Source organism: Curtobacterium sp. MCBD17_026 (genome assembly GCF_003234895.2).
GTDB classification, from domain to species: domain Bacteria; phylum Actinomycetota; class Actinomycetes; order Actinomycetales; family Microbacteriaceae; genus Curtobacterium; species Curtobacterium flaccumfaciens.
Genome location: NZ_CP126281.1, coordinates 3,109,424 through 3,129,530, shown reverse-complemented (window position 1 = coordinate 3,129,530; position 20,107 = coordinate 3,109,424). Strand labels below are relative to the sequence as shown.

Genomic DNA, 20,107 nt, shown 5'->3' with positions numbered 1-20,107 from the left:
CTTTGCGCTCGCAGCAAAGGTGCTGACGGTGTAAAGTTGCAGAGCCTGCAAGGTCGACCCTCGATCGGGGTGCCGACCAGGCCGACGACCACCACGCCACATCCCCTGTAAGGAACCCCGCATGTCCACTGCCACCGCACCCGTCGAGGTGTCGCGCGGACGACAGGACTCCCCGGCGAGCACGCCGGGCAAGCCGATCATGTCGCACCGCCAGATCCTGCTCGTCATCTACGGCCTGATGGCGGGCATGTTCCTGTCGTCGCTCGACCAGACCATCGTCGGCACGGCGATCCGCACGATCGGTGACGACCTGCACGGCCTCGACCAGCAGGCCTGGGTCACGACTGCCTACCTGATCGCGTCGACCATCACGACCCCGATCTACGGCAAGCTCTCCGACGTCTTCGGCCGTCGCCCGCTCTACATCTTCGGCATCGCGGTCTTCATCCTCGGGTCGCTGCTCTCGACCCTGTCGACGTCGATGACCATGCTCGCCGCCTTCCGCGCGTTCCAGGGCATCGGCGCCGGTGCGCTGATGTCGCTCCCGCTCGCGATCATGGGCGACATCCTCGCGCCCCGTGAGCGGGCGAAGTACCAGGGCTACTTCCTGGCGGTCTTCGGCATCTCGTCCGTGATCGGTCCGCTCATCGGTGGCCTGTTCGCCGGCGCGAGCTCGATCGTCGGCATCACCGGTTGGCGCTGGGTGTTCCTGATCAACGTGCCGATCGGCGTCGCCGCGCTCCTCATGGTGATCGCGTTCCTGCACCTGCCGAAGTTCGGCGAGGCCAAGGCCAAGCCACGCATCGACTGGTGGGGCGCGACCTCGGTCATCGTCACGCTCGCGCCGCTGCTCCTCGTCGCGGAGCAGGGCCGCACGTGGGGCTGGGGTTCGGCCAGCGCGATCGCCTGCTACGTCATCGGCGCGCTCGGCCTCGTCGCCTTCCTGGTGATCGAGACCCGCATGCAGGACGACGCGATCATCCCGCTCAAGCTCTTCCGTTCGAGCACGTTCTCGATGGCGACCATCCTGGGCTTCCTGGTCGGCTTCGCGATGTTCGGTGCGATGCTCACCATCCCGCTCTACCTGCAGATCGTCACCGGCCTGACGCCGACCGAGTCCGGCTTCGCGACGCTGCCGATGATCGGTGGGCTGATGATCGCCTCGATCGCTTCGGGGCAGATCGTGGCTCGCACCGGCAGGTACCGGATCTTCCCGGTCATCGGCACGGCCCTGGTGTCGCTCGGCTACGTCGTCCTGACGTTCATGACGATCGACAAGCCGCTGTGGTTCCTGATGATCGGCATGTTCCTGATCGGCCTCGGGCTCGGCCAGCTCATGCAGAGCATCACCCTGGCCTCCCAGAACTCGGTGCAGCCGCGTGACATGGGTGTGGCGACGTCGTCCGCCACGTTCTTCCGCCAGATCGGTGGCACGCTCGGCACCGCCGTCCTGCTGTCCGTCCTGTTCTCGCTCATGCCGACGAACATCCTGCACGCCACGGCGGACGAGTCGAACCTCGAGCCCGCCCTCAGTGCGGCGCTCGACCCGGAGGTCGCCAGCGCGAAGGCGAACCAGGGCGTCATGGACCAGATCTGGGACCCGATCGTCACCCCGCTCCAGCAGCAGGTGCAGTCCGGCCTCGACACCGCCACCGACCAGGTGACCCAGGCCACCGCCGGGGCTCCCGACGCCGTGCAGCAGCAGGCGCTCACCGCCGCCGCCGAAAAGGCGCACGCCAGCGTGCAGGACGGCCGGCTCGTGGTCGACTGGTCGGACTCGGCGCAGCGCACCTACTGGGTGGACCAGCTCGCCCCGGAACTGTCGAAGCAGATCGACAAGGGCGCGAACGACTCGAGCGACTCGAACGCCGAGACGAGCGACACGTCGTACCTCAACGGTGCGGACGCTGCCCTGACCCGGCCGTTCATGTCCGGGTTCAACGCCTCGGCCGTGACCGTCTACTGGGTCGGCTTCGCGGTGATCCTGCTCGCGTTCGTCCTGAGCTTCTTCTTCAAGGCGCCGCCGCTCCGCAAGAGCTCGGCCCTGCAGGAGCAGGCGGACGACGCCGGCACCGCCGACGACCTCGAGGCGCAGGCCGTGCGGGCTGCGGACACGATGGGCTCGCCCACCGCCCCGGTCACCGGTTCGATCCCCGTCCAGGGTGGTCGGTCGCAGGTCTGAGTCACGCCGGGCCTCTTCGTCGCAGGACGCGGAGGCCCGGCACCGCGCGAACCAGGAGCAGCACGTGCACCAGCCGACCACCACCGAGGCCACCGCCCCGACCGACTGCGGCCTGCGGGAGCGCAAGAAGCAGCAGACCCGGTCCGCCATCCACCGGTCGGCGCTCGCCCTCGTCACCAACCACGGGCTCGCCGGGGTGACCGTCGAGCAGATCTGCGCGGACGCCGGGGTCTCCCCGCGGACGTTCTTCAACTACTTCCCGTCGAAGGCCGACGCCGCCCTCGGGTTGCCGGTGACGACGGTGCCGGACGAGGCGCGTGCGGTGTTCCTCGGTTCCGAGGGCCCGCTCGTGGCCGACCTCTGTGACCTCGTCGCGCAGACGGTCTCCCTGCCGGCGGACCGCCAGCGCATGAAGGAGCTCGTCCGAGCACGCCCCGAGATGGTCCCGGCGATGCTGCAGTGGATGGCCCACGCGCGCCAGACCGTGCTGGCGGTCGCCGCCGAGCGGGTCGGCGAGGACACCGGGCGGACCGCGACCACCCTCGTGATGGCGGCCGTGATCGAGTCCGCCCACCGATCGGCGGACGGCTCCCGCGACGAACTGGCTGCGCGGCTGCGCGCGGTCGTCGGGGAGATGGGGCGGCTCGCCGCCGCCTGACCAGCGTGACCATCGCGTCGTCCCCGGCGCGGGGCGACCACGGCCTGGAGGCGCGGTGCGGGTCCGACTCGCACCGCGCCTCCAGGCCGTGGTCGCGTCCACACCGTCGCGCCGTCAGTCATCGGACGGTTGCGCGATGACTTTCGCCAGAACAGCAAGAACAAGCCTCTTGACGCGCAAGACATCGGATGTTTTGATTGCACCATTCGGTCGACGGAGACCGGACGGCAGGAGACACAGATGAGCCGCATCACCGGTCTGCACGTGCACGACATCCGGTTCCCGACCTCGCGCGAGCACGACGGGTCCGACGCCATGAACCCCGCACCCGACTACTCCGCCGCCTACGTCGAGATCACCACCGACGCGCTCGACGGCCTGGTCGGCACCGGCTTCGTCTTCACCATCGGCCGCGGCAACGAGGTGCAGGAATCGGCGATCGCGGCGCTTCGTGGACACGTCGTCGGTGCCGATGCCGAGGCCGTCCTCGCCGACATGGGCGGCACCTGGCGCGCGATGGTGCACGACTCGCAGCTGCGGTGGCTCGGCCCGGAGAAGGGCGTCATGCACATGGCGATCGGCGCCGTCGTCAACGCCCTGTGGGACCTCCGGGCGAAGCGTGCGGGGCAGCCGCTCTGGGCACTGCTCGCCGACCTGAGCCCCGAGGAGCTCGTCGACCTGGTGGACTTCCGGTACCTGACCGATGCGATCACCCCGGCCGAGGCGCTCGAACTGTTCCGCGCCGCCCGACCGATGCGTGCCGAACGCCGGGCGCGCCTGGAGCGCGAGGGCTACCGCGCCTACACGACGACCCCGGGTTGGCTCGGCTACGACGACGAGAAGCTCGCGCGGCTGTGCCGGGAAGCGGTCGACGACGGGTTCACCCAGATCAAGCTCAAGGTCGGCGGCGACGTGGGCGAGGACGTCCGCCGGATGGGCATCGCCCGCGCCACCGTGGGCCCGGACATCCGGATCGCGATCGACGCGAACCAGCGCTGGGACGTCGACGAGGCCGTGGCATGGATCGACCGACTCCGCCCCTTCGACGTCGCGTGGGTCGAGGAACCGACGAGCCCGGACGACATCCTCGCCCACGCCGAGATCGCCCGGCGCATCGCCCCGATCCCGGTCGCGACGGGGGAGCACATGGCGAACCGGGTGATCGCGAAGCAGTTGATCCAGGCCGGTTCGATGTCGGTGCTGCAGATCGACGCCACCCGGGTCGCCGGGGTGAACGAGAACCTGGCGATCCTGCTCCTCGCCGCCAAGCACGGCGTCCGTGTCTGCCCGCACGCCGGCGGGGTCGGCCTGTGCGAGGCGGTGCAGCACCTGTCGATGTTCGACGCGGTCGCCCTGACCGGTGACCTCGACACCCGGTGCATCGAGTTCGTCGACCACCTGCACGAGCACTTCGTGACCCCGGTCGACGTCCACGACGGCCGCTACTGGCCGCCGACCGCGCCCGGTGCCGGCACCGAGATGCGCGCCGACACCCTGACCACCCACGCGTTCCCGGACGGCCCGGTCTGGGCCGAGTCCGATCCCGATCGGGTCCCGGACGCCGTCCGGGTCGCCTGAACACCCACCGCACACCCCATCACCACGACGAAGTGGAGACACCGATGCAACGACGACGCACCGCCGGGCTGGCGGCAGCAGCAGCTGCCGTGCTCGTGCTCACCGGCTGTTCCGCTGGCAGCAGCGCCAGCGACGGCCAGTCCGAGGACTCCCTCACCTGGGCCATGTGGATCGCCGGGAAGGAGGACAAGGCCGCGTGGCAGAAGGTCGCCGACACCGTCAAGACCGACGACGACGTGGACGTCTCGATCCAGGGCTCACCCTTCAACGACTACTGGACCAAGCTCCGCACCCAGCTGTCCACCGGCACCGCACCCTGCATCGTGAGCATCCAGTCGCTCCGCGCCGCGAACTACACGGACGTTCTCGTGCCGATCGACGACATGGCGAAGAAGGCCGACCTCGACCTGAGCGAGTACGACCTAACGGGGCTCGACGGCATGCGGGTCGACGGCAAGCTCTACGGACTGCCGTACGACACCGGCCCCATGGTCATGTTCTACAACAAGGACATCTTCGAGAAGGCGGGCGTCGACGAGCCGAAGCCGGGCTGGACGGTCGACGAGTTCGAGGACGCCGCGAAGCAGCTCAAGGCCGCGGGCACGCCGATCTGGGGCACGAGCGTCGAGGACATCCCCCTCGAGTCGATGATCCTCGGCTTCAACGGCGGTCGGGTCATCGAGGACGACGGCACGCTCGACGCCTCGAACGCGGAGTTCGCCGAGGGGCTCGACTGGATCGGCGGTCTGGTGAAGGACGGCTACGCCACACAGGCGAGCACCGACGGCTCCACCGACGACAACGCGTTCGTGTCCGGTGACGTCGCGATGTACAGCGACGGCCCCTGGTCGATCATCAGCCAGAAGGCCAAGGTCAAGTTCGACCTCGGCATCACGACCATCCCCTCGGGCACGGACGGACCCAGCTCCTTCGCCGCCGGGTCGGGGTTCGGCATCTCGAAGCAGTGCAAGTACCCCGAGCAGGCGTTCAAGGCCATCACCACGATGACGAACGAAGCCACGCTCACCTCGCTCGCCGAGCAGGGGCGCGCCTTCCCGGCACGCACCGCGGCGCAGCAGGCCTGGTACGACAACGCCGGCATCGACGGGGTCGAGGACGCCCTGAAGACCGGACTCGAGAACGCCACCCCGTTGCCCGGCAACAAGCAGAGCGACCAGCTCAACCAGCTCTTCGCGCAGTACGCCCTGCAGGCGGTGAACGGACAGACCTCCGGCAAGGAGACGATGTCGTCCATCGCGAGCCAGCTCGGCTCGCAGTGACGAGCGTCACCCCCTGACGGACGGAAGGCGCGGGTCGACCCCGCCCCGCGCCTCCCGGTCCGTCCCATCCCCTGACCAGGACCGCGCGAACGACGAGGAGGTCGTCGCATGACCACCATCCAGGACCCACCCGCCGAGGCGGCGCTGCCCGCCCCCGCGGTCGCGGTCGCGACCGGCGCGGCCCCGCGCCGGAAGGACAGCGGCGCCGACGCCGAGCTCGGCCGCCGCTCCTGGTGGGGCGCCGCCTTCGCCGCTCCGCACTCGATCGGCCTCGTCGTGTTCACGGCGTTCCCGATCCTCGCGTCGCTCGTCGTGAGCTTCATGAACTGGCCGATGCTCGGCGAACGCTCGTGGGCAGGCCTGTCCAACTACGCGCAGCTGTTCTCCGACCCGATCTTCCGCACGGTGACGCTGAACACGGTGCTGTTCGTCGTGCTCTACGTGCCGCTCAACCTGGTCGTGTCCCTGGGGCTCGCGGCCTGGCTCACGCCGAAGATCCGCCACCGGCACGTCTTCCGCGTGCTGTTCTTCATCCCGACCATCACGCCGATCGTTGCGAACGTCGTGGTCTGGCGGATGCTGTACCAGCCGGGCGGTGCCATCGACGCGACGCTGCAGTCGACCGTCGGCGTGAACGCGCCGAACTTCCTGGCCGACGACGACTGGGCCATGCTCGCCGTCGTCGCGATGAGCGTCTGGCAGGGGTTCGGCTACAACATGCTGATCTTCTCGGCAGCGCTCGACTCCGTGCCGGAGAACCAGATCGAGGCCGCAGCGCTCGACGGGGCAAACGCGTGGCAGATGTTCTGGCGGATCAAGTTCCCGCTCATCTCGCCGTCGATCTTCTTCGCCACGATGATGACCCTGATCACCTCGTTCCAGGTGTTCGTCCAGCCGTTCGTCCTGACGAAGGGCGGCCCGGGCACCGCCACCGAGACCCTGGTGCAGTACATCTACAACACCGGGTTCCAGACCCAGCAGCTCGGGCTCGCGTCGGCCGGGGCGTGGGTGCTGTTCGTCATCATCCTCGGCATCACGGCCATCCAGTTCCTCGGACAGAAGCGGTGGGTGCACTATGACTGAGCTGACCTCGTCCAACCGGACGATCAACCCGCGGGCGCTGCCCCGCACGCACCGGCAGTCCGGCCGGGTGCGCCACGCGGTGGGCTACGTGCTGCTGTGCCTGGTGGCCCTGCTGTTCGTCTCGCCGCTCATCTACATGGTGGCGACGAGCCTGAAGCCGTCGGCCGACGTGTTCACCACACCGCCGACGCTGTGGGGCTCGTCCATCGAGTGGGGCAACTACGCGCAGGCGTTCACGTACCTGCCGTTCGCCCGGTTCATCCTGAACGGCGTCTTCGTCGCCGCGGCGGGGACGGCGATCAACGTCGCCGTCGCGGTGCTGTCCGGCTACGCGTTCTCGCGATTGCGGTGGCGCGGCCGGAACACGGTGTTCATCCTGTTCCTCGCGACGCTGATGATCCCGCAGGACGTGCTCGTGATCCCGATGTACGTGATGATGCAGGGCTTCGGGTGGGTCGACACCTTCCAGGCGCTCATCATCCCGTGGGCGTTCACGGCCCTCGGCGCGTTCCTGGTGCGGCAGTTCTTCCTCACCGTGCCGCAGGAGCTCGACGACGCTGCACGGGTGGACGGTGCCGGAGCGATCCGGACGTTCTTCTCGGTGATGCTCCCGCTCGCCCGACCCACGATGGCGGTCCTCGCCGTGTTCTCGTTCATCGCGTACTGGAACTCGTTCCTCTGGCCGCTCGTCATCGTCAACGACGTCGAGGCCCGCGGCACCATCCCGCTCGGCCTGCAGCAGTTCTTCGGGCAGCAGGGCTCCGAGTGGAACCTCGTGATGGCGGCGTCGGTGATCTCGATGCTGCCCACCGTGATCCTGCTGATCCTGCTCCAGAAGCACCTCGTCAAGGGCATCGTCACCAGCGGCCTCGGCGGCCGGTAGCGCTGCCGTGGCGTCTCCCCTCGTCCTCCCCTGAAAGGAACACTGGCCACATGACCATCACCGCACCTGCAGAGCCGCAGACCGCGACCGACGCCGCGGGGTTCCCCGCGTGGTTCTCCCACGACCGGTTCGGCATGTTCATCCACTGGGGGCTGTACGCCCTGCCGGCACGGCACGAGTGGGTGAAGAACCGCGAACGGATCACCGACGAGGACTACCAGAAGTACTTCGACCACTTCGACCCGGACCTGTTCGACGCAGCGGACTGGGCGCGTCGGGCACGACAGGCGGGGATGAAGTACGTCGTCCTCACGACGAAGCACCACGAGGGCTTCTGCCTGTGGGACACCGCGCTCACCGACTACAAGTCCACGAACACCCCCTTCGGCCGGGACATCGTCCGGGAGTTCGTCGACGCCGTCCGTGCCGAGGGGCTGCGCGTCGGTTTCTACCACTCGCTGATCGACTGGCACCACCCGGACTTCACCGTCGACGGCGTGCACCCGCGGCGGGACGACGGCGAGCAGGCGATCACGGCGCTGAACGAGGGGCGCGACATGACCCGGTACCGGGAGTACCTGCACGGGCAGATCGAGGAACTCCTGACGGACTACGGGCAGGTCGACTACCTGTTCTACGACTTCTCGTACCGGGACAACGACCACGAGGACATCTGGGGCGGCAAGGGCCAGGACGAGTGGGGCTCCGAGGAGCTCATGGCGCTGACGAAGCGCCTGCAGCCCGGCATCATCGTGAACGACCGGCTCGACATCCCCGGCGACCTGGTCACCCCGGAGCAGTACCAGCCCGACAAGCCGATGGAGGTCGACGGCGTCCCGGTGCCGTGGGAGGCCTGCCAGACGCTGAACGGTTCGTGGGGCTACGACCGTGACAACACGAACCTGAAGCCGGTCGACCTGCTCGTCCGCATGCTCGTCGACGGCGTCTCGAACAACGGGAACATGCTGCTCAACATCGGACCGACCGGTCGCGGCGAGTTCGACGGGGTCTCGCGGCAGACGCTCGACGGCATCGGGACGTGGATGCGACAGCACGCCCGCTCGGTGTACGGCGCCGGGCCCTCGCGGTTCGTCGCCCCGCGGAACACCGTCTACACGCAGAACGGCAACCGCCTGTACCTGCACCTGTTCGCGTGGCCGTTCGAGCACGTGCACCTGCCGGACCTCGCCGGCAAGGTGGCGTACGCGCAGCTGCTCAACGACGCGTCGGAGATCCACTTCCGCGAGATCCCACCGGGCACCCGGGCGCAGAACACCGGTCTCGGCGGCCAGCCCGCAGGCACGCTCACCCTGACGCTGCCGATCGTGCGACCCGACGTCGCCGTGCCGGTCGTCGAGCTTTTCCTGCGCGACTGATGCAGCGGATCCTCTCGCGCACCCGGCTGCGGCCCGGACGGGAGTCCGACTACGAGCAGGCGCACGCGGCGATCCCGCCCGCACTGGCCGACCGGCTGCGGTCCGCCGGGGTGTCGAACTGGAGCATCTGGCGCGACGGGCAGGACCTGGTGCACCTGATCGAGGTCGAGGACTACCGTGCGATGCGCCGCGCGCTGGCGGACGACCCGGTGAACGCGGCCTGGCAGGCGGTCATCAACCCCCTGCTCGAAGCGGACGACGACTACTCGGGCGACGACGACGGGATCCCGCTCGTCTGGACCCTGGAAGGACAGGCATGACGCAATCCGCTCAGGAGTTCGACCGTGGACCGTTCTGGCTGGGCGGCGCCGGGATCGGCAACCTGCTCCGCCCGGTGTCCGACGACGACGCCCGCGCTACGGTCGACGCTGCCTGGGACGCCGGGGTGCGCGGGTTCGACACCGCGCCGCACTACGGCCTCGGCCTGTCCGAACGACGACTCGGGGTGGCGCTCGCCGGACGCCCCCGGCAGGACTTCCTCGTGTCGACCAAGGTCGGACGGCTGCTCGTGCCGGGCCGTGGCGACGGCGACGACCTGGCCTCCGGCGGCTTCGCGGTGCCGAACGACACCGTGCGGCAGTGGGATCCGTCGCCGTCGGGCGTGCGGCGGTCGCTCGACGAGTCGCTCGGACGGCTCGGGCTCGACCACGTCGACGTCGCCTACCTGCACGACCCGGACGTCTACTCGCTCACCGACGGCCTGACCCAGGCGCTCCCGACGCTCGCCGAGCTGCGCGACGAGGGCGTGGTGCGGGCGGTCGGGGTCGGGTCGAACTCGGTCGAGGCGTTGTCGGCGGCCGTCGACACCGGGCTCTGCGACGTCGTCATGCTCGCCGGTCGGTACACCCTGCTCGAGCAGCCCGGGGCGGCGTTGGTGGCGCGGTGCGCTGCGCTCGGCGTCGCCGTGGTGGCGGTCGGTGTCTACAACTCGGGGTTGCTCGGGCAGGAGCGACCCGCGGTGGGGTCGACCTACGACTACGCCGAGGCGCCGGCGGCGCTCATCGACCGGGCGAACGCCATCGCCGACGTGTGCGAGCGCCACGCGGTCACGTTGCCCGAGGCTGCGCTGGCGTTCCCACGCCGGGCCCCGGCGGTCGCGGCGATCGCCCTCGGAGCGCAGTCCGCCGACCAGGTGCGCTCGAACGTCGCCCGGTCCGCCGCCCACGTGCCGGAGGCGCTGTGGGACGACCTGCGCGCGGGCGGCCTGCTAGCGGTCTGACCCGCGCACGAGGAAAGGCACCCAGAACCACGCGGTTGCGTGGTTCGGGGTGCCTTCGGTGGTGCGCCGGTCGGACCGGCAGCGTGGTGCCTAGCGACGCGAACCGCGGCCGGCGACCCGCGTGTAGATGAACAGCACGATGATGGCACCGATGATCGAGCCGATGATGCCGGCCGGCTGGAAGAAGCCGTCCATCGGGTCGTGCTGGAAGATCAGGAACCCCAGGAACCCGCCGACGAACGAACCGACGATGCCCAGGACGATCGTCATGAGGATGCCGATGTTCTGCTTGCCGGGGATGATGAGCCGGGCGAGAGCGCCGGCGATGAGTCCGATGATGATCAAGCTGATGATGAGACCGAGCACGGTGTCCTCCTCGTGGGTGCGGTTGCCGCGGCATGGTTGCCGGAGTCAGGGCCGAGGACTGACACAACTCCGAGGTTCCTGGGAGGACTGTCGGGTTCAGTCGAGTGAGCGTCGCAACCAGCGCTCGACACCTTCCACGTGCGACACGACGAGGGCCTGCACGAGCTGCGGATCCCGGCGCCGGATGGCGTCGACGATGGCCGCGTGCTCGTCGAGCGTCCGCTGCACCGACCCGTTCTGCGTCAGTCCGCGCCACACCCGCACCCGCACCGTCTTGCTCGACAGCGCGTCGAGCAGCCCGGACAGGTACTGGTTGCCGCCGATGCCCGCGATGGTCGAGTGGAACAGCAGGTCGTGGGCGACGAGGTCCTCGACGCCGGTGTCCTCGCCGACGGACTGCATCAGGGTCGCGAGCTCGTCGATCTGCTGCTCCGTGGCGCGGGCCGTCGCCAGGACGGCGGACGCCGGTTCCAGGATGCGGCGCACCTCGAGCAGGTCGACGAGCGACCGGTCGTGGTGCATGTCGACGACGAACGACACCGCCTCGAGCAGGACGCCCGGTTCGAGCGACGTCACGTAGGTGCCGTCGCCGCGTCGGACGTCGAGCACCCGGATGAGCTCGAGCGCCTTCACCGCTTCGCGGAGGCTGTTGCGGGACAGTCCGAGCGACTCGCTCAGTTCCTTCTCGGGCGGGAGACGCTGGCCGGGTTGGAGCTCGCCGCTGACGATCATCTGCTGGATGCGTGCGATCGCATCGTCGGTCAACGACGCCACGTCACCACCTCCTGTGGACCCGGCCGCGTGCGCGACGGGACGTCCCGACGATACCCGGGACGGGCCTCCAGGCCGGTGCGGCGGAGCCGCGGGGCGACCATCAGGCCGGCCGCAGCCGGAGCGCCTGCATCCCGCCGTCGACCGCCAGCTCGACGCCCGTCGTCGACCGGGCGAGCGGGCTCGTCAGGTAGGCGACCGCCTCGGCGACCTCCGCCGCCTGCACCAGGCGTCCGTGCGGCTGACGTGCCTCGAGCGCGGCGCGTTCGGCGGCCGGGTCGTCCGCGGATGACAGGAGTCGTGCAACCCACGGGGTGTCCGCGGTACCGGGGTTGACGGCGTTGACCCGGATGCCCTCGCGGACGTGGTCGGCGGCCATCGCACGGGTGAGTGCGGAGATCGCCCCCTTCGTGGCGGAGTAGAGCGCCCGCTGGGGCAGCCCGGCGGTGGCCGCGACGGAGCACGTGTTGACGATGCTCGCGCTGTCCGACGCTCGGAGGTGGGGGAGTGCGGCGCGGGACAGGCGCACGGCGCCGAGCACGTTGACCTCGTACACGCGTCGCCATTCGTCGTCGGTGTTGTCCTCCACCGTCCCCTGGGCGCCGATGCCGGCGTTGTTCACGAGCAGGTCGAGACCCCCGAGCTGGTCGACCGCCGAGGCGACGGCTGCACGGACGGACTCGTCGGACGACACGTCGCAGGTGACGGAGACGACCCCCTCGGCGGTGGACGGTTGCAGGTCGAGCACCGCGACCGCTGCGCCGCGTTCCTGGAGTGCGGCCGCGATGGCCGCGCCGATGCCGGAGGCGCCGCCGGTGACGATCGCGCGGAGACCCGCGTGGCTGCCGGGCCTTCCGGTCGTGCCGGTCTGGGCGGTCGTGTCGGCCATCAGGCTGCTCCCACCGTCTGGCGCTGCGAACCCAGCCCGTCGGCGGTGAGCTCGACCACGTCGCCGGGCCGCAGGTACGGCGCGTGCCCGGCGAGGGCGACCCCGGCCGGGGTGCCGGTGCTGATGACGTCGCCCGGGTACAGCACCATGAACTGCGACAGGTACCGGACGATCTCGACGGGTCGGAAGATCATGTCGGCCGTGGTGCCGTCCTGGCGGACCACTCCGTTGACGGTGAGCCGGAGCGCGAGCGCCGCCGGGTCGACCTGGTCGGGGGTGACCAGCCACGGGCCGAGGGGGTTGAACGTCTCGCAGGACTTCCCCTTGTCCCACTGCCCGCCCCGCTCGAGCTGGAAGGCCCGTTCGGAGACGTCGTTCGCGATGGCGTACCCGGCGATGCAGGCGCTCGCGGCCTCGTCGGAGTCGCAGTAGCGGGCGGTCCGCCCGATGACGACGGCGAGCTCGATCTCCCAGTCGGTCTTCTCGCTGCCGCGGGGGATCAGGACCTCGTCGTGCGGGCCGATCACCGTCATCGGGTCCTTCATGAACACGATCGGCTCGGTCGGGATCTCGGCACCGGTCTCGGCGGCGTGGTCGCGGTAGTTCAGACCGATGCAGACGACCTTGCCGGGGCGTGCCACCGGTGCGCCGCGGCGGAGGCCCTCGGCGTCGGGGAGCGCTCGGACGTCGCCGGCGCTCCGCGCGTGCCGGACGCGGGTGACCGGGTCGGACGCCAGGAACGCCCCGCTGATGTCGGTCGTGATCGGGCGGAGGTCGAGGACCTCGCCGTCGGAGTCGACCGCGACGGGGATCTCGCCGCCCGCGGGGCCGAGTCGTGCGAACTGCATCGTTCCTCGCTCTCCGGCTGCACCGGCGCAACCAGAGACATCCTATGTCTGGTCCGGGGCTCCGACAAGGTTCCGGGTGCTGAGGGTCCTGCCGTGCAGGTAGGTGCGCTCCGCCGTCCCGCCGAGGACCGCCTGCCGTTCGTCCGGGGACAGGTCGCCCAGCGCTTCGGTGGTTCGCAACACGACGTCGTCGTACGTCGTGGCGAGCGTCGAGACCGGCCAGTCGGACCCGAACAGCGACCGCTCCGGGCCGAAGCACTCGATCACCTGCCGGGCGTACCGGTCGACGGGCTGCCGTCGCCACTCCGCGCCGGCCTCGGTGAACAGTCCGGACACCTTGCAGGTCACGTTCGGACGCGCGGCGAAGTCGTCGATCCGGCCCGGCCACCCGGGGTCCCCGCCCGCGATGTCGGGTTTGCCGGCGTGGTCGAGGACGAACGAGCCCTCGGGCACGGCGTCGAGCAGCGTGAGGGCTGCGCGGTGCTCCCGCGCGCGGACGAGCACGTCGAACACCAGGCCGGCGGCGGCCACGGCGCGGACCCCGCGGACGACCTCGGGCCGGGCGAGCCAGTCCGGGTCCGGTTCGTCCTGCGCCTGGTGCCGGATGCCGACCAGGCGGTTGCCGACCAGCCGGTCGCCACCGGGTCGCGCGACGACGGCGGCGATCCGGTCGGCGACGTCGGGGGCGGTCAGGTCCACCCAGCCGACGACGCCGGCGACCGGCTCGGGCTGCTCGAGGAGCCACGCGGTCTCGCCGGGGTCGTGCACGGCCTGCACGACGATCGTCCGGGTGACGTCGGTGCCCCGGGCGGCGGCGATCAGGTCGTCCACGTCGAACCGGCGGCGGATCGGAGCGACCGAGTCGTCCATCCAGGGGTACGACCGGTCGGCGGGATCCCAGAGGTGGTGGTGAGCGTCGATGATCACGCGATCATGATGCCCGATTCATCCGATGTCCGCCCGGTGGGGCCGGTGCCGCCGATGCGGCGACCTTTCGCGCTCAACGACACCTCACGGACGCCGCGGCGCGTGAGGTGTCGCTGAGCGCGTGGAGTCGCAGGGGCGAGCGCCGATCAGACGATGCCCGAGGCCTCGAGTTCGGCCCGCAGCTCGGCGTCGGACGGCTCGACGAAGTGCTTGCCGTTGGGCAGCACCACGACGGGGATGTTCTTCCGGCCGCTGATCGCCTCGGCACGGTCGGCGGCGGACAGGTCCTGCTCCACGTCGACGTACTCGTAGTCCACGCCGAGGGTGTCGAGCAGCGCCTTGGACCGACGGCAGTCGCGGCACCAGTCGGCGCCGAACATGGTCACGCGGTCGGGGGCAGTCGTCACATCGCTCATGTGCAGAGAGTACGTCGGAGCACCGCCGGGCATTCCCGTGACGCCCCTCGCCCTGCCCGGAGCACGATGTGCCCATGAGCCTGCCCTGGGACACGCCCGTCGCACACCCCCACCACCGCCACGGCTGGTGGTGGAAGACCCTGCTCGTCGGCTTCGTGCTGTGGGTCGTCACGATCATCGTCACGGTGTCGACGCAGAACACGAACCTCGTGCCGACGATCATCCTGCTCGGCAGCTTCCTCGTGCCGTTCACCGTCGTGCTGTTCGTGATCGAACGGGTCACCGGCACGGTCAGCACCATGCAGCTCGTCACGGCGTTCTTCGTGGGCGGGATCCTCGGGGTGCTCGGGGCGTCGCTGCTCGAGGCCGACCTGGAGCAGGGAGCCGGGCTGTACCTGGTCGTCGGGTTCGTCGAGGAGTTCGTGAAGGGCGTCCTGCTCGTCGTCGTGGGGTGGCGCGTCCGCCCGAAGACGGCGAGGCAGGGTGCGCTGCTCGGCGCGACGATCGGGGCCGGGTTCGCCGCGTTCGAGTCCGCCGGCTACGCCTTCAACGCGGCGATCACGGCCCGGGGGATCGACCTGGCGTCGCTCCTGCAGACCGAGGTGGTCCGCGCGGTGCTGGCGCCGGTCGGGCACGTGCTCTGGACCGCGATCCTCGGTGCGGTGCTCTTCGGTGCGGCCACCGGGCGTGCCCGCTTCCACTGGTCGTGGCCGCCGATCGTCGCGTACGTGGTGGTCTCGGTGCTGCACGGGCTGTGGGACGCGAACGGCACCATCGCCACGTTGATCGCGTTCGTCGTGTCCGGGGTCCCGTTCTCGGCCGCGCAGTACGGCATGGTCCCCGCGGCGGTCGGCGGGATCGTGACGACCGTCTACGTGATCGGGCTCGCGATCGTGAGCCTGATCGGGGTGGCCGTGCTCGTCGGTGTGCTCCGCCACCACCGCGGGCGAACCCCGGCCGAGCCGACACCCGACGGCTGGGACACGACGCCAGGACCCGGCCACCTGCGCTGAGCCCGATCGCCGCCGCCGGTCGCCCTACGATTGGCACATGCCGCCAGCACCCGACGCCGAGACGCTGGCCTGGGCCTCGGCGGCCGTCCGGCGCTTCGCCGCAGCGACCAACCTGATCGTCGCCGCACGCCGGTTCCGCATCGTCGGCGGCGACCCCCGTGACGCCAACGCACTCCGGCACCTGCTGACCGCACTCGGCGCGCGCGAAGCCGAGCCGCAGCCGCAGTCGAACCTGCCGCAGCCGTCCGACCTCGTCGACCAGCTCTGGTGCCTCGGGACGCCCGACGAATCGACCCCTGCGGTCGAGCAGGCCGCCGACCGCCCACGCGGCACCACCCTGGTCGTCATCGACGCCGGCCGGTACCTGCCCGCCGTCGACGAGGACGCCTTCGGCCCCGTCGCACCCGCCCGCCCCGGCGTGCTCGCCGTCCCGATGCTCTCCGACGACGTCTTCCTGGTGTCCACCGGCCGCGACCCCGAGGACGACCCCGCGGCGGACGCCCGCCTGCGCTGGGCCCGACGGTCGATGCCGGTCGCCCGCTCGGTCGCCGCGGAACTCCGCGACGGCGGGCTCCTGCGCGGCACGCGCATCGGCGTCGCGATGTTCCTCGAGCCCAAGACGGCCGTGCTCAGCCTGCTGCTCCGTGACGCCGGCGCCGAGGTCGTCGTCTACGCCCACGCCGACGAGACCGACGACGCCGTCGCCGAAGCGCTGCGGTCCGCCGGCCTGACGGTGTTCGCCAGCAGCACGGCGACGCCGGCCGAGCAGAAGCAGCTGGCCCTCGCGATGCTCGACACCGCGCCGCACATCCTGCTCGACGACGGCTCGCACGTCATCCGGCTCGCCCACCAGGAACGCCCCGACCTGCTTCCGACGATGCTCGGAGCCGCCGAGGAGACCACGAGCGGCCTCCGGCCTCTGCGTGTACTGGCAGCACGCGGCGAACTCGGCATCCCGGTGGTCGCGGTGAACGACGCCCGCACCAAGACGTTCTTCGACAACCGCTACGGCACCGGGCAGTCGACGGTGTTCGCGGTGCTCGACCTGGTCGACGGGCTCGCGTCCGGCACACACCGCGTCGTTACGGGAGGCGCGGCGGTCGTCGCCGGTTTCGGGCACGTCGGCGAGGGGGTCGCCCTGGTGCTCACCGCCCTCGGGTTCCGGGTGACGGTCGCCGAGACCGATCCGGTCCGCGCCCTGCAGGCGCGGTTCGCCGGGTACGCCGTGGCCCCGCTCGCCGAGGCGGTGCGCGACGCCGACCTCGTGATGAGCGCCACCGGGGTGCCGGACACCATCGACCTCGAGGTGCTCCGTGCCTGCGCGGACGGTGCGGTCCTGGCCGTCGCCGGAGGGGTCGACCAGGAGATCGCCATCGACGACGCCCTCGCCGCCGGGGCCCGGCGCCAGGACGGGGGGCCGAAGGCCGAGCGGTTCGTGTTCCCCGGGGCCGACGGCGGACCGATCGTGCTCGACGACGGCGGCTGCATCAACATCACCGCGGCCGAGGGCAACCCGGTCGAGATCATGGACCTGTCGTTCGCCGTGCAGCTCGGCGCCGTCCGGATGCTCCTGGAACGCGGCGACGAGCTGGAGCGTGCCGTCGTGCCGATCGACCCCGCGGTCGACGACGTGACCGCCCGCGCGGCGCTCGCCGCCTTCGGGAGCCGACCCGTGCCTCCCGGCCTCCCCGCTGAGCACCCGGCGGACCGCGAGCCGGACGTCCGGACCCACCGTTTCGGAGACCCGGCATGAGCGCCCGTCCGCACCCGGTCACCGTGCACTCGGCGCGCGTCGTCGTCCCGATGACCGCGCCGCCGATCGCCGACGGCGCGGTGGCCGTGCAGGACGGCCGCATCCTGCACGTCGGCGACCGGTCGTGGGTCATCGACCAGCTCTCCGGGTCCGGCGCGACCTTCACCGAGCGGCAGTGGCGTGGCGCGCTCCTGCCCGGACTCGTGAACGCGCACTCGCACCTCCAGTACACCGGCATGGCCAGTGTCGGCCAGCGCCAGTACATCGGGTTCGAGGACTGGGCCGCAGCGTTCAACGTCGACTACGCCGAACCGCACGACTGGCGGGCCGAAGCCGCGGACGGTGCGCGGTCGTCGATCCTGGCCGGCGTCACGAGCATCGCGGACATCGTCACCGACATCGAGGCCTCGACCGCGCTGCAGGACGCCGGGCTCGGCGGCATCGCGTACTGGGAGGTGATGGACTGGGAGAACGACGCCTGGCAGTCGCACGGTCGCGACCAGGTGCTCGACGAACTCGACCGGATCCCCACGACACCCGGTGCAGGCCTGTCGCCGCACGCGCCGTACTCCCTCGAGGTCGCTCCCCTGCTCGAACTCCCCGACATCGTGCGGCAGCGCGGCCTGCGGCTGCACCTGCACCTCGGCGAGGCGGCGTTCGAGGGGGAGCGCATCGCCCTCGGTCCGGTCCCCGGGCTCGACGGGGTCGACGGCGTCGGCCACGGGAACGACTGGCACCTGGCGAACGTGCCGTCGTTCCGGGCGCTGCGAGCCCTGGGCTTCGGTGCGAGCGCCACCGCGTTCGTCGATCGGCTCGGTGTGCTCGGGCCGGATTGCCACATCGCCCACGGCGTGTACATGACGGCTGCCGATCGGGCGCTCCTGCGCGCCCGGGGCACCGCGGTGGCGCTGTGCCCCCGCTCCAACGCCGTCATCGGCCTCGACCCGCCGCCCGTCGCCGACTACCTGCGCGAGGGCAGCCCGATCGCGATCGGCACCGACTCCCTGTCGTCGTCACCGTCCCTCGACCTGATGGCCGACGTCACCGCACTGCACCGGATCGCCCGCGCCCAGGGCTACGGGCACCGCGACCTGCACGAGCGGCTGCTCGCAGCGGCGACCCTCGGTGGTGCGCACGCGATGGGGCTCGCCGTCGGGCCGGACCGCATCGGGCACCTCGCCGTCGGGGCGCGTGCCGACCTGGCGGTCTTCGACGTCGATGCCCGCACGGTGCCGGACGCGCTCGCCGAGCTCGTCGAGGACGGCGCCGGACGGGCGGCCGCCACCGTGATCCGCGGGGTCGTCCGCGCGGCGGCGGGCGTCATCACCGAACCGGCTTCACCGCACATGGACACCGCCGCACCGCACCAGGAGGAACGATGACCGAGTCCGCACCCCACCTCGGCATGGCCGCACGCCGAACCGTCACCGGTGAGCTGATCGAGTGGCTCGACGTGCCGAAGCGCGCGATCGCCCTCGGCATGGAACCGCACCCCGAGGGCGGCTGGTACGTCCGCACCTGGACCTCGCCGGCGACGGTCACCACCCCCGCGGGGGAGCGTCCCGCCGCCACGCTGATCCACTTCCTGCTGCCCCCGGGCGAGGCCTCCGCCTGGCACCGGGTCACGAGCGACGAGATCTGGATGTGGCACGGCCCGGACACCGTCGACCTGCAGCTCGGCGGCGACGGTGACGTCCCCGAGCCCGGCGCGACGATCACCCTCGGCCCGGACGCCGGACGCGACCGGGTGAACGACGCGCAGGCGTTCGTGCGCGGCGGCGTGTGGCAGCGGACGATCCCGGGCGACGGCGAGGTGCTGCTGAGCTGCCTGGTGTCGCCGGGCTTCTCGTTCGACGACTTCACGATGGCCGACGACGGGGACCCTGCCGCCGAGTAGCACCGTGACACCGTTTCGCGTTGGTATCCCACCGCGAAGTACACTTCGACCTGCCCCCACCCCCCTCGCACGAAGGCCCGACCGTGACCCGTCACCTCCGCTTCACCCTCGCCGTCGCCACCGCCGCGGTCGCCGCCCTCGCCCTGTCGGCCTGCTCTGCCGGGGGCAGCGGCAACGCCGACGGCACCGTGACCGACGGCAAGCTCACGATCGCCACCGGCGACCCGGCGTACTCGCCCTGGATCGAGGACAACAAGCCCGAGTCCGGCAAGGGCTTCGAGTCCGCCGTGGCGTACGCGGTCGCGAAGGAGATGGGCTACGGCAAGTCGGACGTCGTGTGGAAGCGCAGCACCTTCGACAGCGCCATCGCCCCGGGCCCGAAGGACTGGGACCTCAACGTCCAGCAGTTCTCGATCGACGCGAAGCGCAAGAAGGCCGTCGACATGTCGAGCGCGTACTACACGACGACCCAGGCGGTCGTGACGACGTCCGGGTCGAAGGCCGCCGACGACACCACCATCGCCGCGCTCAAGCAGGACGCCATCGGCGTCGCGACCGGTTCGACGAGCATCGCGAGCGTCAAGGACGTCCTCGGGGTCACGCCGAAGGTGTTCAACTCCAACGACGACGCCGTGCTCGCGCTCAAGTCCGGGCAGATCGACGCGATCGTCACCGACCTGCCGACGGCCTTCTACATGGCCTCGGCGCAGGTCGACGACGGCACCGTGTCCGCGCAGTTCCCGTCCGACGGCAAGGGCGACGAGTTCGGCTTCGTCCTGCCGAAGGACTCGGAGCTCACGAGCAAGGTCGACAAGGCCCTGAAGACCCTCGACGACGACGGCACCCTGCGGGACCTGCAGACCAAGTGGCTGTCGTCGGAGACCGGTACGCCGGTCCTGAAGTAACCG

General features: G+C 70.8%; 20 protein-coding genes. 14 read left to right on the top strand and 6 right to left on the bottom strand.

Translation table 11 applies throughout. The features are described 5' to 3' along the window. Positions 1-121: 121 nt before the first annotated feature. The 9 genes from DEI85_RS14860 (at position 122) to DEI85_RS14820 (ending at position 10,319) form a co-directional block, all read left to right on the top strand. Positions 122-2,182: an MDR family MFS transporter gene (locus DEI85_RS14860; RefSeq protein ID WP_111124025.1), complete on the top strand. Its 2,061-nt coding sequence runs from the start codon at positions 122-124 to the stop codon at positions 2,180-2,182. Positions 2,183-2,246: 64 nt separating this feature from the next. Beyond that, on the top strand, positions 2,247-2,840 hold the full coding sequence (locus DEI85_RS14855; RefSeq protein WP_111124049.1) for a TetR/AcrR family transcriptional regulator: 594 nt from the start codon (positions 2,247-2,249) through the stop codon (positions 2,838-2,840). 240 nt (positions 2,841-3,080) lie between these two features. Continuing rightward, the gene (locus DEI85_RS14850; RefSeq protein ID WP_111124026.1) at positions 3,081-4,418 is read left to right on the top strand and encodes an enolase C-terminal domain-like protein; all 1,338 of its coding nucleotides are present in this window, start codon (positions 3,081-3,083) and stop codon (positions 4,416-4,418) included. A 44-nt stretch (positions 4,419-4,462) separates the two neighbouring features. Continuing rightward, complete coding sequence (locus tag DEI85_RS14845) at positions 4,463-5,698, top strand: ABC transporter substrate-binding protein (protein ID WP_258376385.1); 1,236 nt, start codon at positions 4,463-4,465, stop codon at positions 5,696-5,698. A gap of 108 nt (positions 5,699-5,806) precedes the next feature. Further along, entirely contained in the window at positions 5,807-6,781 is a 975-nt protein-coding gene (locus DEI85_RS14840; protein WP_111091292.1) for a carbohydrate ABC transporter permease, read from the top strand. Then, the gene (locus DEI85_RS14835; protein ID WP_110862385.1) at positions 6,774-7,664 is read left to right on the top strand and encodes a carbohydrate ABC transporter permease; all 891 of its coding nucleotides are present in this window, start codon (positions 6,774-6,776) and stop codon (positions 7,662-7,664) included. Before DEI85_RS14840 ends, DEI85_RS14835 begins: the two co-directional genes overlap by 8 nt. Before the next feature lie 50 nt (positions 7,665-7,714). Further along, a complete protein-coding gene (locus DEI85_RS14830) occupies positions 7,715-9,040 on the top strand; it encodes an alpha-L-fucosidase (RefSeq protein WP_110862384.1) in 1,326 nt (441 codons plus the stop codon). After that, the gene (locus DEI85_RS14825; RefSeq protein WP_110862383.1) at positions 9,040-9,360 is read left to right on the top strand and encodes an L-rhamnose mutarotase; all 321 of its coding nucleotides are present in this window, start codon (positions 9,040-9,042) and stop codon (positions 9,358-9,360) included. Before DEI85_RS14830 ends, DEI85_RS14825 begins: the two co-directional genes overlap by 1 nt. After that, positions 9,357-10,319, top strand: a complete 963-nt coding sequence (locus DEI85_RS14820) for an aldo/keto reductase (protein WP_110862382.1) — start codon at positions 9,357-9,359, stop codon at positions 10,317-10,319. Before DEI85_RS14825 ends, DEI85_RS14820 begins: the two co-directional genes overlap by 4 nt. A 90-nt stretch (positions 10,320-10,409) precedes the next feature. On the opposite strand, the gene DEI85_RS14815 is transcribed toward DEI85_RS14820, so the two are convergent. The 6 genes from DEI85_RS14815 to DEI85_RS14790 form a co-directional block, all read right to left on the bottom strand. Next, entirely contained in the window at positions 10,410-10,685 is a 276-nt protein-coding gene (locus DEI85_RS14815; RefSeq protein WP_027466577.1) for a GlsB/YeaQ/YmgE family stress response membrane protein, read from the bottom strand. 96 nt (positions 10,686-10,781) lie between these two features. Continuing rightward, complete coding sequence (locus DEI85_RS14810; RefSeq protein ID WP_110862381.1) at positions 10,782-11,459, bottom strand: FadR/GntR family transcriptional regulator; 678 nt, start codon at positions 11,457-11,459, stop codon at positions 10,782-10,784. A gap of 100 nt (positions 11,460-11,559) precedes the next feature. Next, complete coding sequence (locus DEI85_RS14805) at positions 11,560-12,345, bottom strand: SDR family NAD(P)-dependent oxidoreductase (protein WP_110862380.1); 786 nt, start codon at positions 12,343-12,345, stop codon at positions 11,560-11,562. Beyond that, entirely contained in the window at positions 12,345-13,193 is an 849-nt protein-coding gene (locus tag DEI85_RS14800; protein ID WP_111124028.1) for a fumarylacetoacetate hydrolase family protein, read from the bottom strand. Before DEI85_RS14800 ends, DEI85_RS14805 begins: the two co-directional genes overlap by 1 nt. Before the next feature lie 42 nt (positions 13,194-13,235). Continuing rightward, positions 13,236-14,120, bottom strand: coding sequence for an amidohydrolase family protein (locus DEI85_RS14795; RefSeq protein WP_111124029.1), 885 nt, complete (start codon positions 14,118-14,120; stop codon positions 13,236-13,238). A gap of 146 nt (positions 14,121-14,266) precedes the next feature. After that, positions 14,267-14,536: a glutaredoxin family protein gene (locus tag DEI85_RS14790; RefSeq protein WP_111124050.1), complete on the bottom strand. Its 270-nt coding sequence runs from the start codon at positions 14,534-14,536 to the stop codon at positions 14,267-14,269. A gap of 74 nt (positions 14,537-14,610) precedes the next feature. Between DEI85_RS14790 and DEI85_RS14785 the strand changes: the two genes are divergently transcribed. The 5 genes from DEI85_RS14785 to DEI85_RS14765 all read left to right on the top strand — a co-directional run bounded on the left by DEI85_RS14785 (position 14,611) and on the right by DEI85_RS14765 (position 20,104). Then, on the top strand, positions 14,611-15,549 hold the full coding sequence (locus DEI85_RS14785) for a PrsW family intramembrane metalloprotease (protein WP_110862378.1): 939 nt from the start codon (positions 14,611-14,613) through the stop codon (positions 15,547-15,549). A 37-nt stretch (positions 15,550-15,586) separates the two neighbouring features. Next, positions 15,587-17,302, top strand: a complete 1,716-nt coding sequence (locus tag DEI85_RS14780) for an adenosylhomocysteinase (protein ID WP_111124030.1) — start codon at positions 15,587-15,589, stop codon at positions 17,300-17,302. Next, complete coding sequence (locus DEI85_RS14775; protein WP_111124031.1) at positions 17,299-18,684, top strand: amidohydrolase family protein; 1,386 nt, start codon at positions 17,299-17,301, stop codon at positions 18,682-18,684. The genes DEI85_RS14780 and DEI85_RS14775 overlap by 4 nt, the downstream gene beginning before the upstream one ends. Then, positions 18,681-19,199 (top strand): cupin domain-containing protein, encoded by a 519-nt coding sequence (locus DEI85_RS14770; RefSeq protein ID WP_258369966.1) that lies wholly within the window; start codon positions 18,681-18,683, stop codon positions 19,197-19,199. The genes DEI85_RS14775 and DEI85_RS14770 overlap by 4 nt, the downstream gene beginning before the upstream one ends. An 83-nt stretch (positions 19,200-19,282) precedes the next feature. After that, on the top strand, positions 19,283-20,104 hold the full coding sequence (locus tag DEI85_RS14765; RefSeq protein WP_110862375.1) for an ABC transporter substrate-binding protein: 822 nt from the start codon (positions 19,283-19,285) through the stop codon (positions 20,102-20,104). Positions 20,105-20,107 lie beyond the last annotated feature (3 nt).

What these genes read in the sequence shown, in the direction of transcription:
- DEI85_RS14860 (WP_111124025.1), top strand. Translation starts at nt 122, where the DNA reads ATGTCCACTGCCACCGCACCCGTCGAGGTGTCGCGCGGACGACAGGAC.
- DEI85_RS14850 (WP_111124026.1), top strand. Translation starts at nt 3,081, where the DNA reads ATGAGCCGCATCACCGGTCTGCACGTGCACGACATCCGGTTCCCGACC.
- DEI85_RS14845 (WP_258376385.1), top strand. Translation starts at nt 4,463, where the DNA reads ATGCAACGACGACGCACCGCCGGGCTGGCGGCAGCAGCAGCTGCCGTG.
- DEI85_RS14840 (WP_111091292.1), top strand. Translation starts at nt 5,807, where the DNA reads ATGACCACCATCCAGGACCCACCCGCCGAGGCGGCGCTGCCCGCCCCC.
- DEI85_RS14835 (WP_110862385.1), top strand. Translation starts at nt 6,774, where the DNA reads ATGACTGAGCTGACCTCGTCCAACCGGACGATCAACCCGCGGGCGCTG.
- DEI85_RS14830 (WP_110862384.1), top strand. Translation starts at nt 7,715, where the DNA reads ATGACCATCACCGCACCTGCAGAGCCGCAGACCGCGACCGACGCCGCG.
- DEI85_RS14825 (WP_110862383.1), top strand. Translation starts at nt 9,040, where the DNA reads ATGCAGCGGATCCTCTCGCGCACCCGGCTGCGGCCCGGACGGGAGTCC.
- DEI85_RS14820 (WP_110862382.1), top strand. Translation starts at nt 9,357, where the DNA reads ATGACGCAATCCGCTCAGGAGTTCGACCGTGGACCGTTCTGGCTGGGC.
- DEI85_RS14805 (WP_110862380.1), bottom strand. Translation starts at nt 12,345, where the DNA reads ATGGCCGACACGACCGCCCAGACCGGCACGACCGGAAGGCCCGGCAGC.
- DEI85_RS14800 (WP_111124028.1), bottom strand. Translation starts at nt 13,193, where the DNA reads ATGCAGTTCGCACGACTCGGCCCCGCGGGCGGCGAGATCCCCGTCGCG.
- DEI85_RS14790 (WP_111124050.1), bottom strand. Translation starts at nt 14,536, where the DNA reads ATGAGCGATGTGACGACTGCCCCCGACCGCGTGACCATGTTCGGCGCC.
- DEI85_RS14785 (WP_110862378.1), top strand. Translation starts at nt 14,611, where the DNA reads ATGAGCCTGCCCTGGGACACGCCCGTCGCACACCCCCACCACCGCCAC.
- DEI85_RS14780 (WP_111124030.1), top strand. Translation starts at nt 15,587, where the DNA reads ATGCCGCCAGCACCCGACGCCGAGACGCTGGCCTGGGCCTCGGCGGCC.
- DEI85_RS14775 (WP_111124031.1), top strand. Translation starts at nt 17,299, where the DNA reads ATGAGCGCCCGTCCGCACCCGGTCACCGTGCACTCGGCGCGCGTCGTC.
- DEI85_RS14770 (WP_258369966.1), top strand. Translation starts at nt 18,681, where the DNA reads ATGACCGAGTCCGCACCCCACCTCGGCATGGCCGCACGCCGAACCGTC.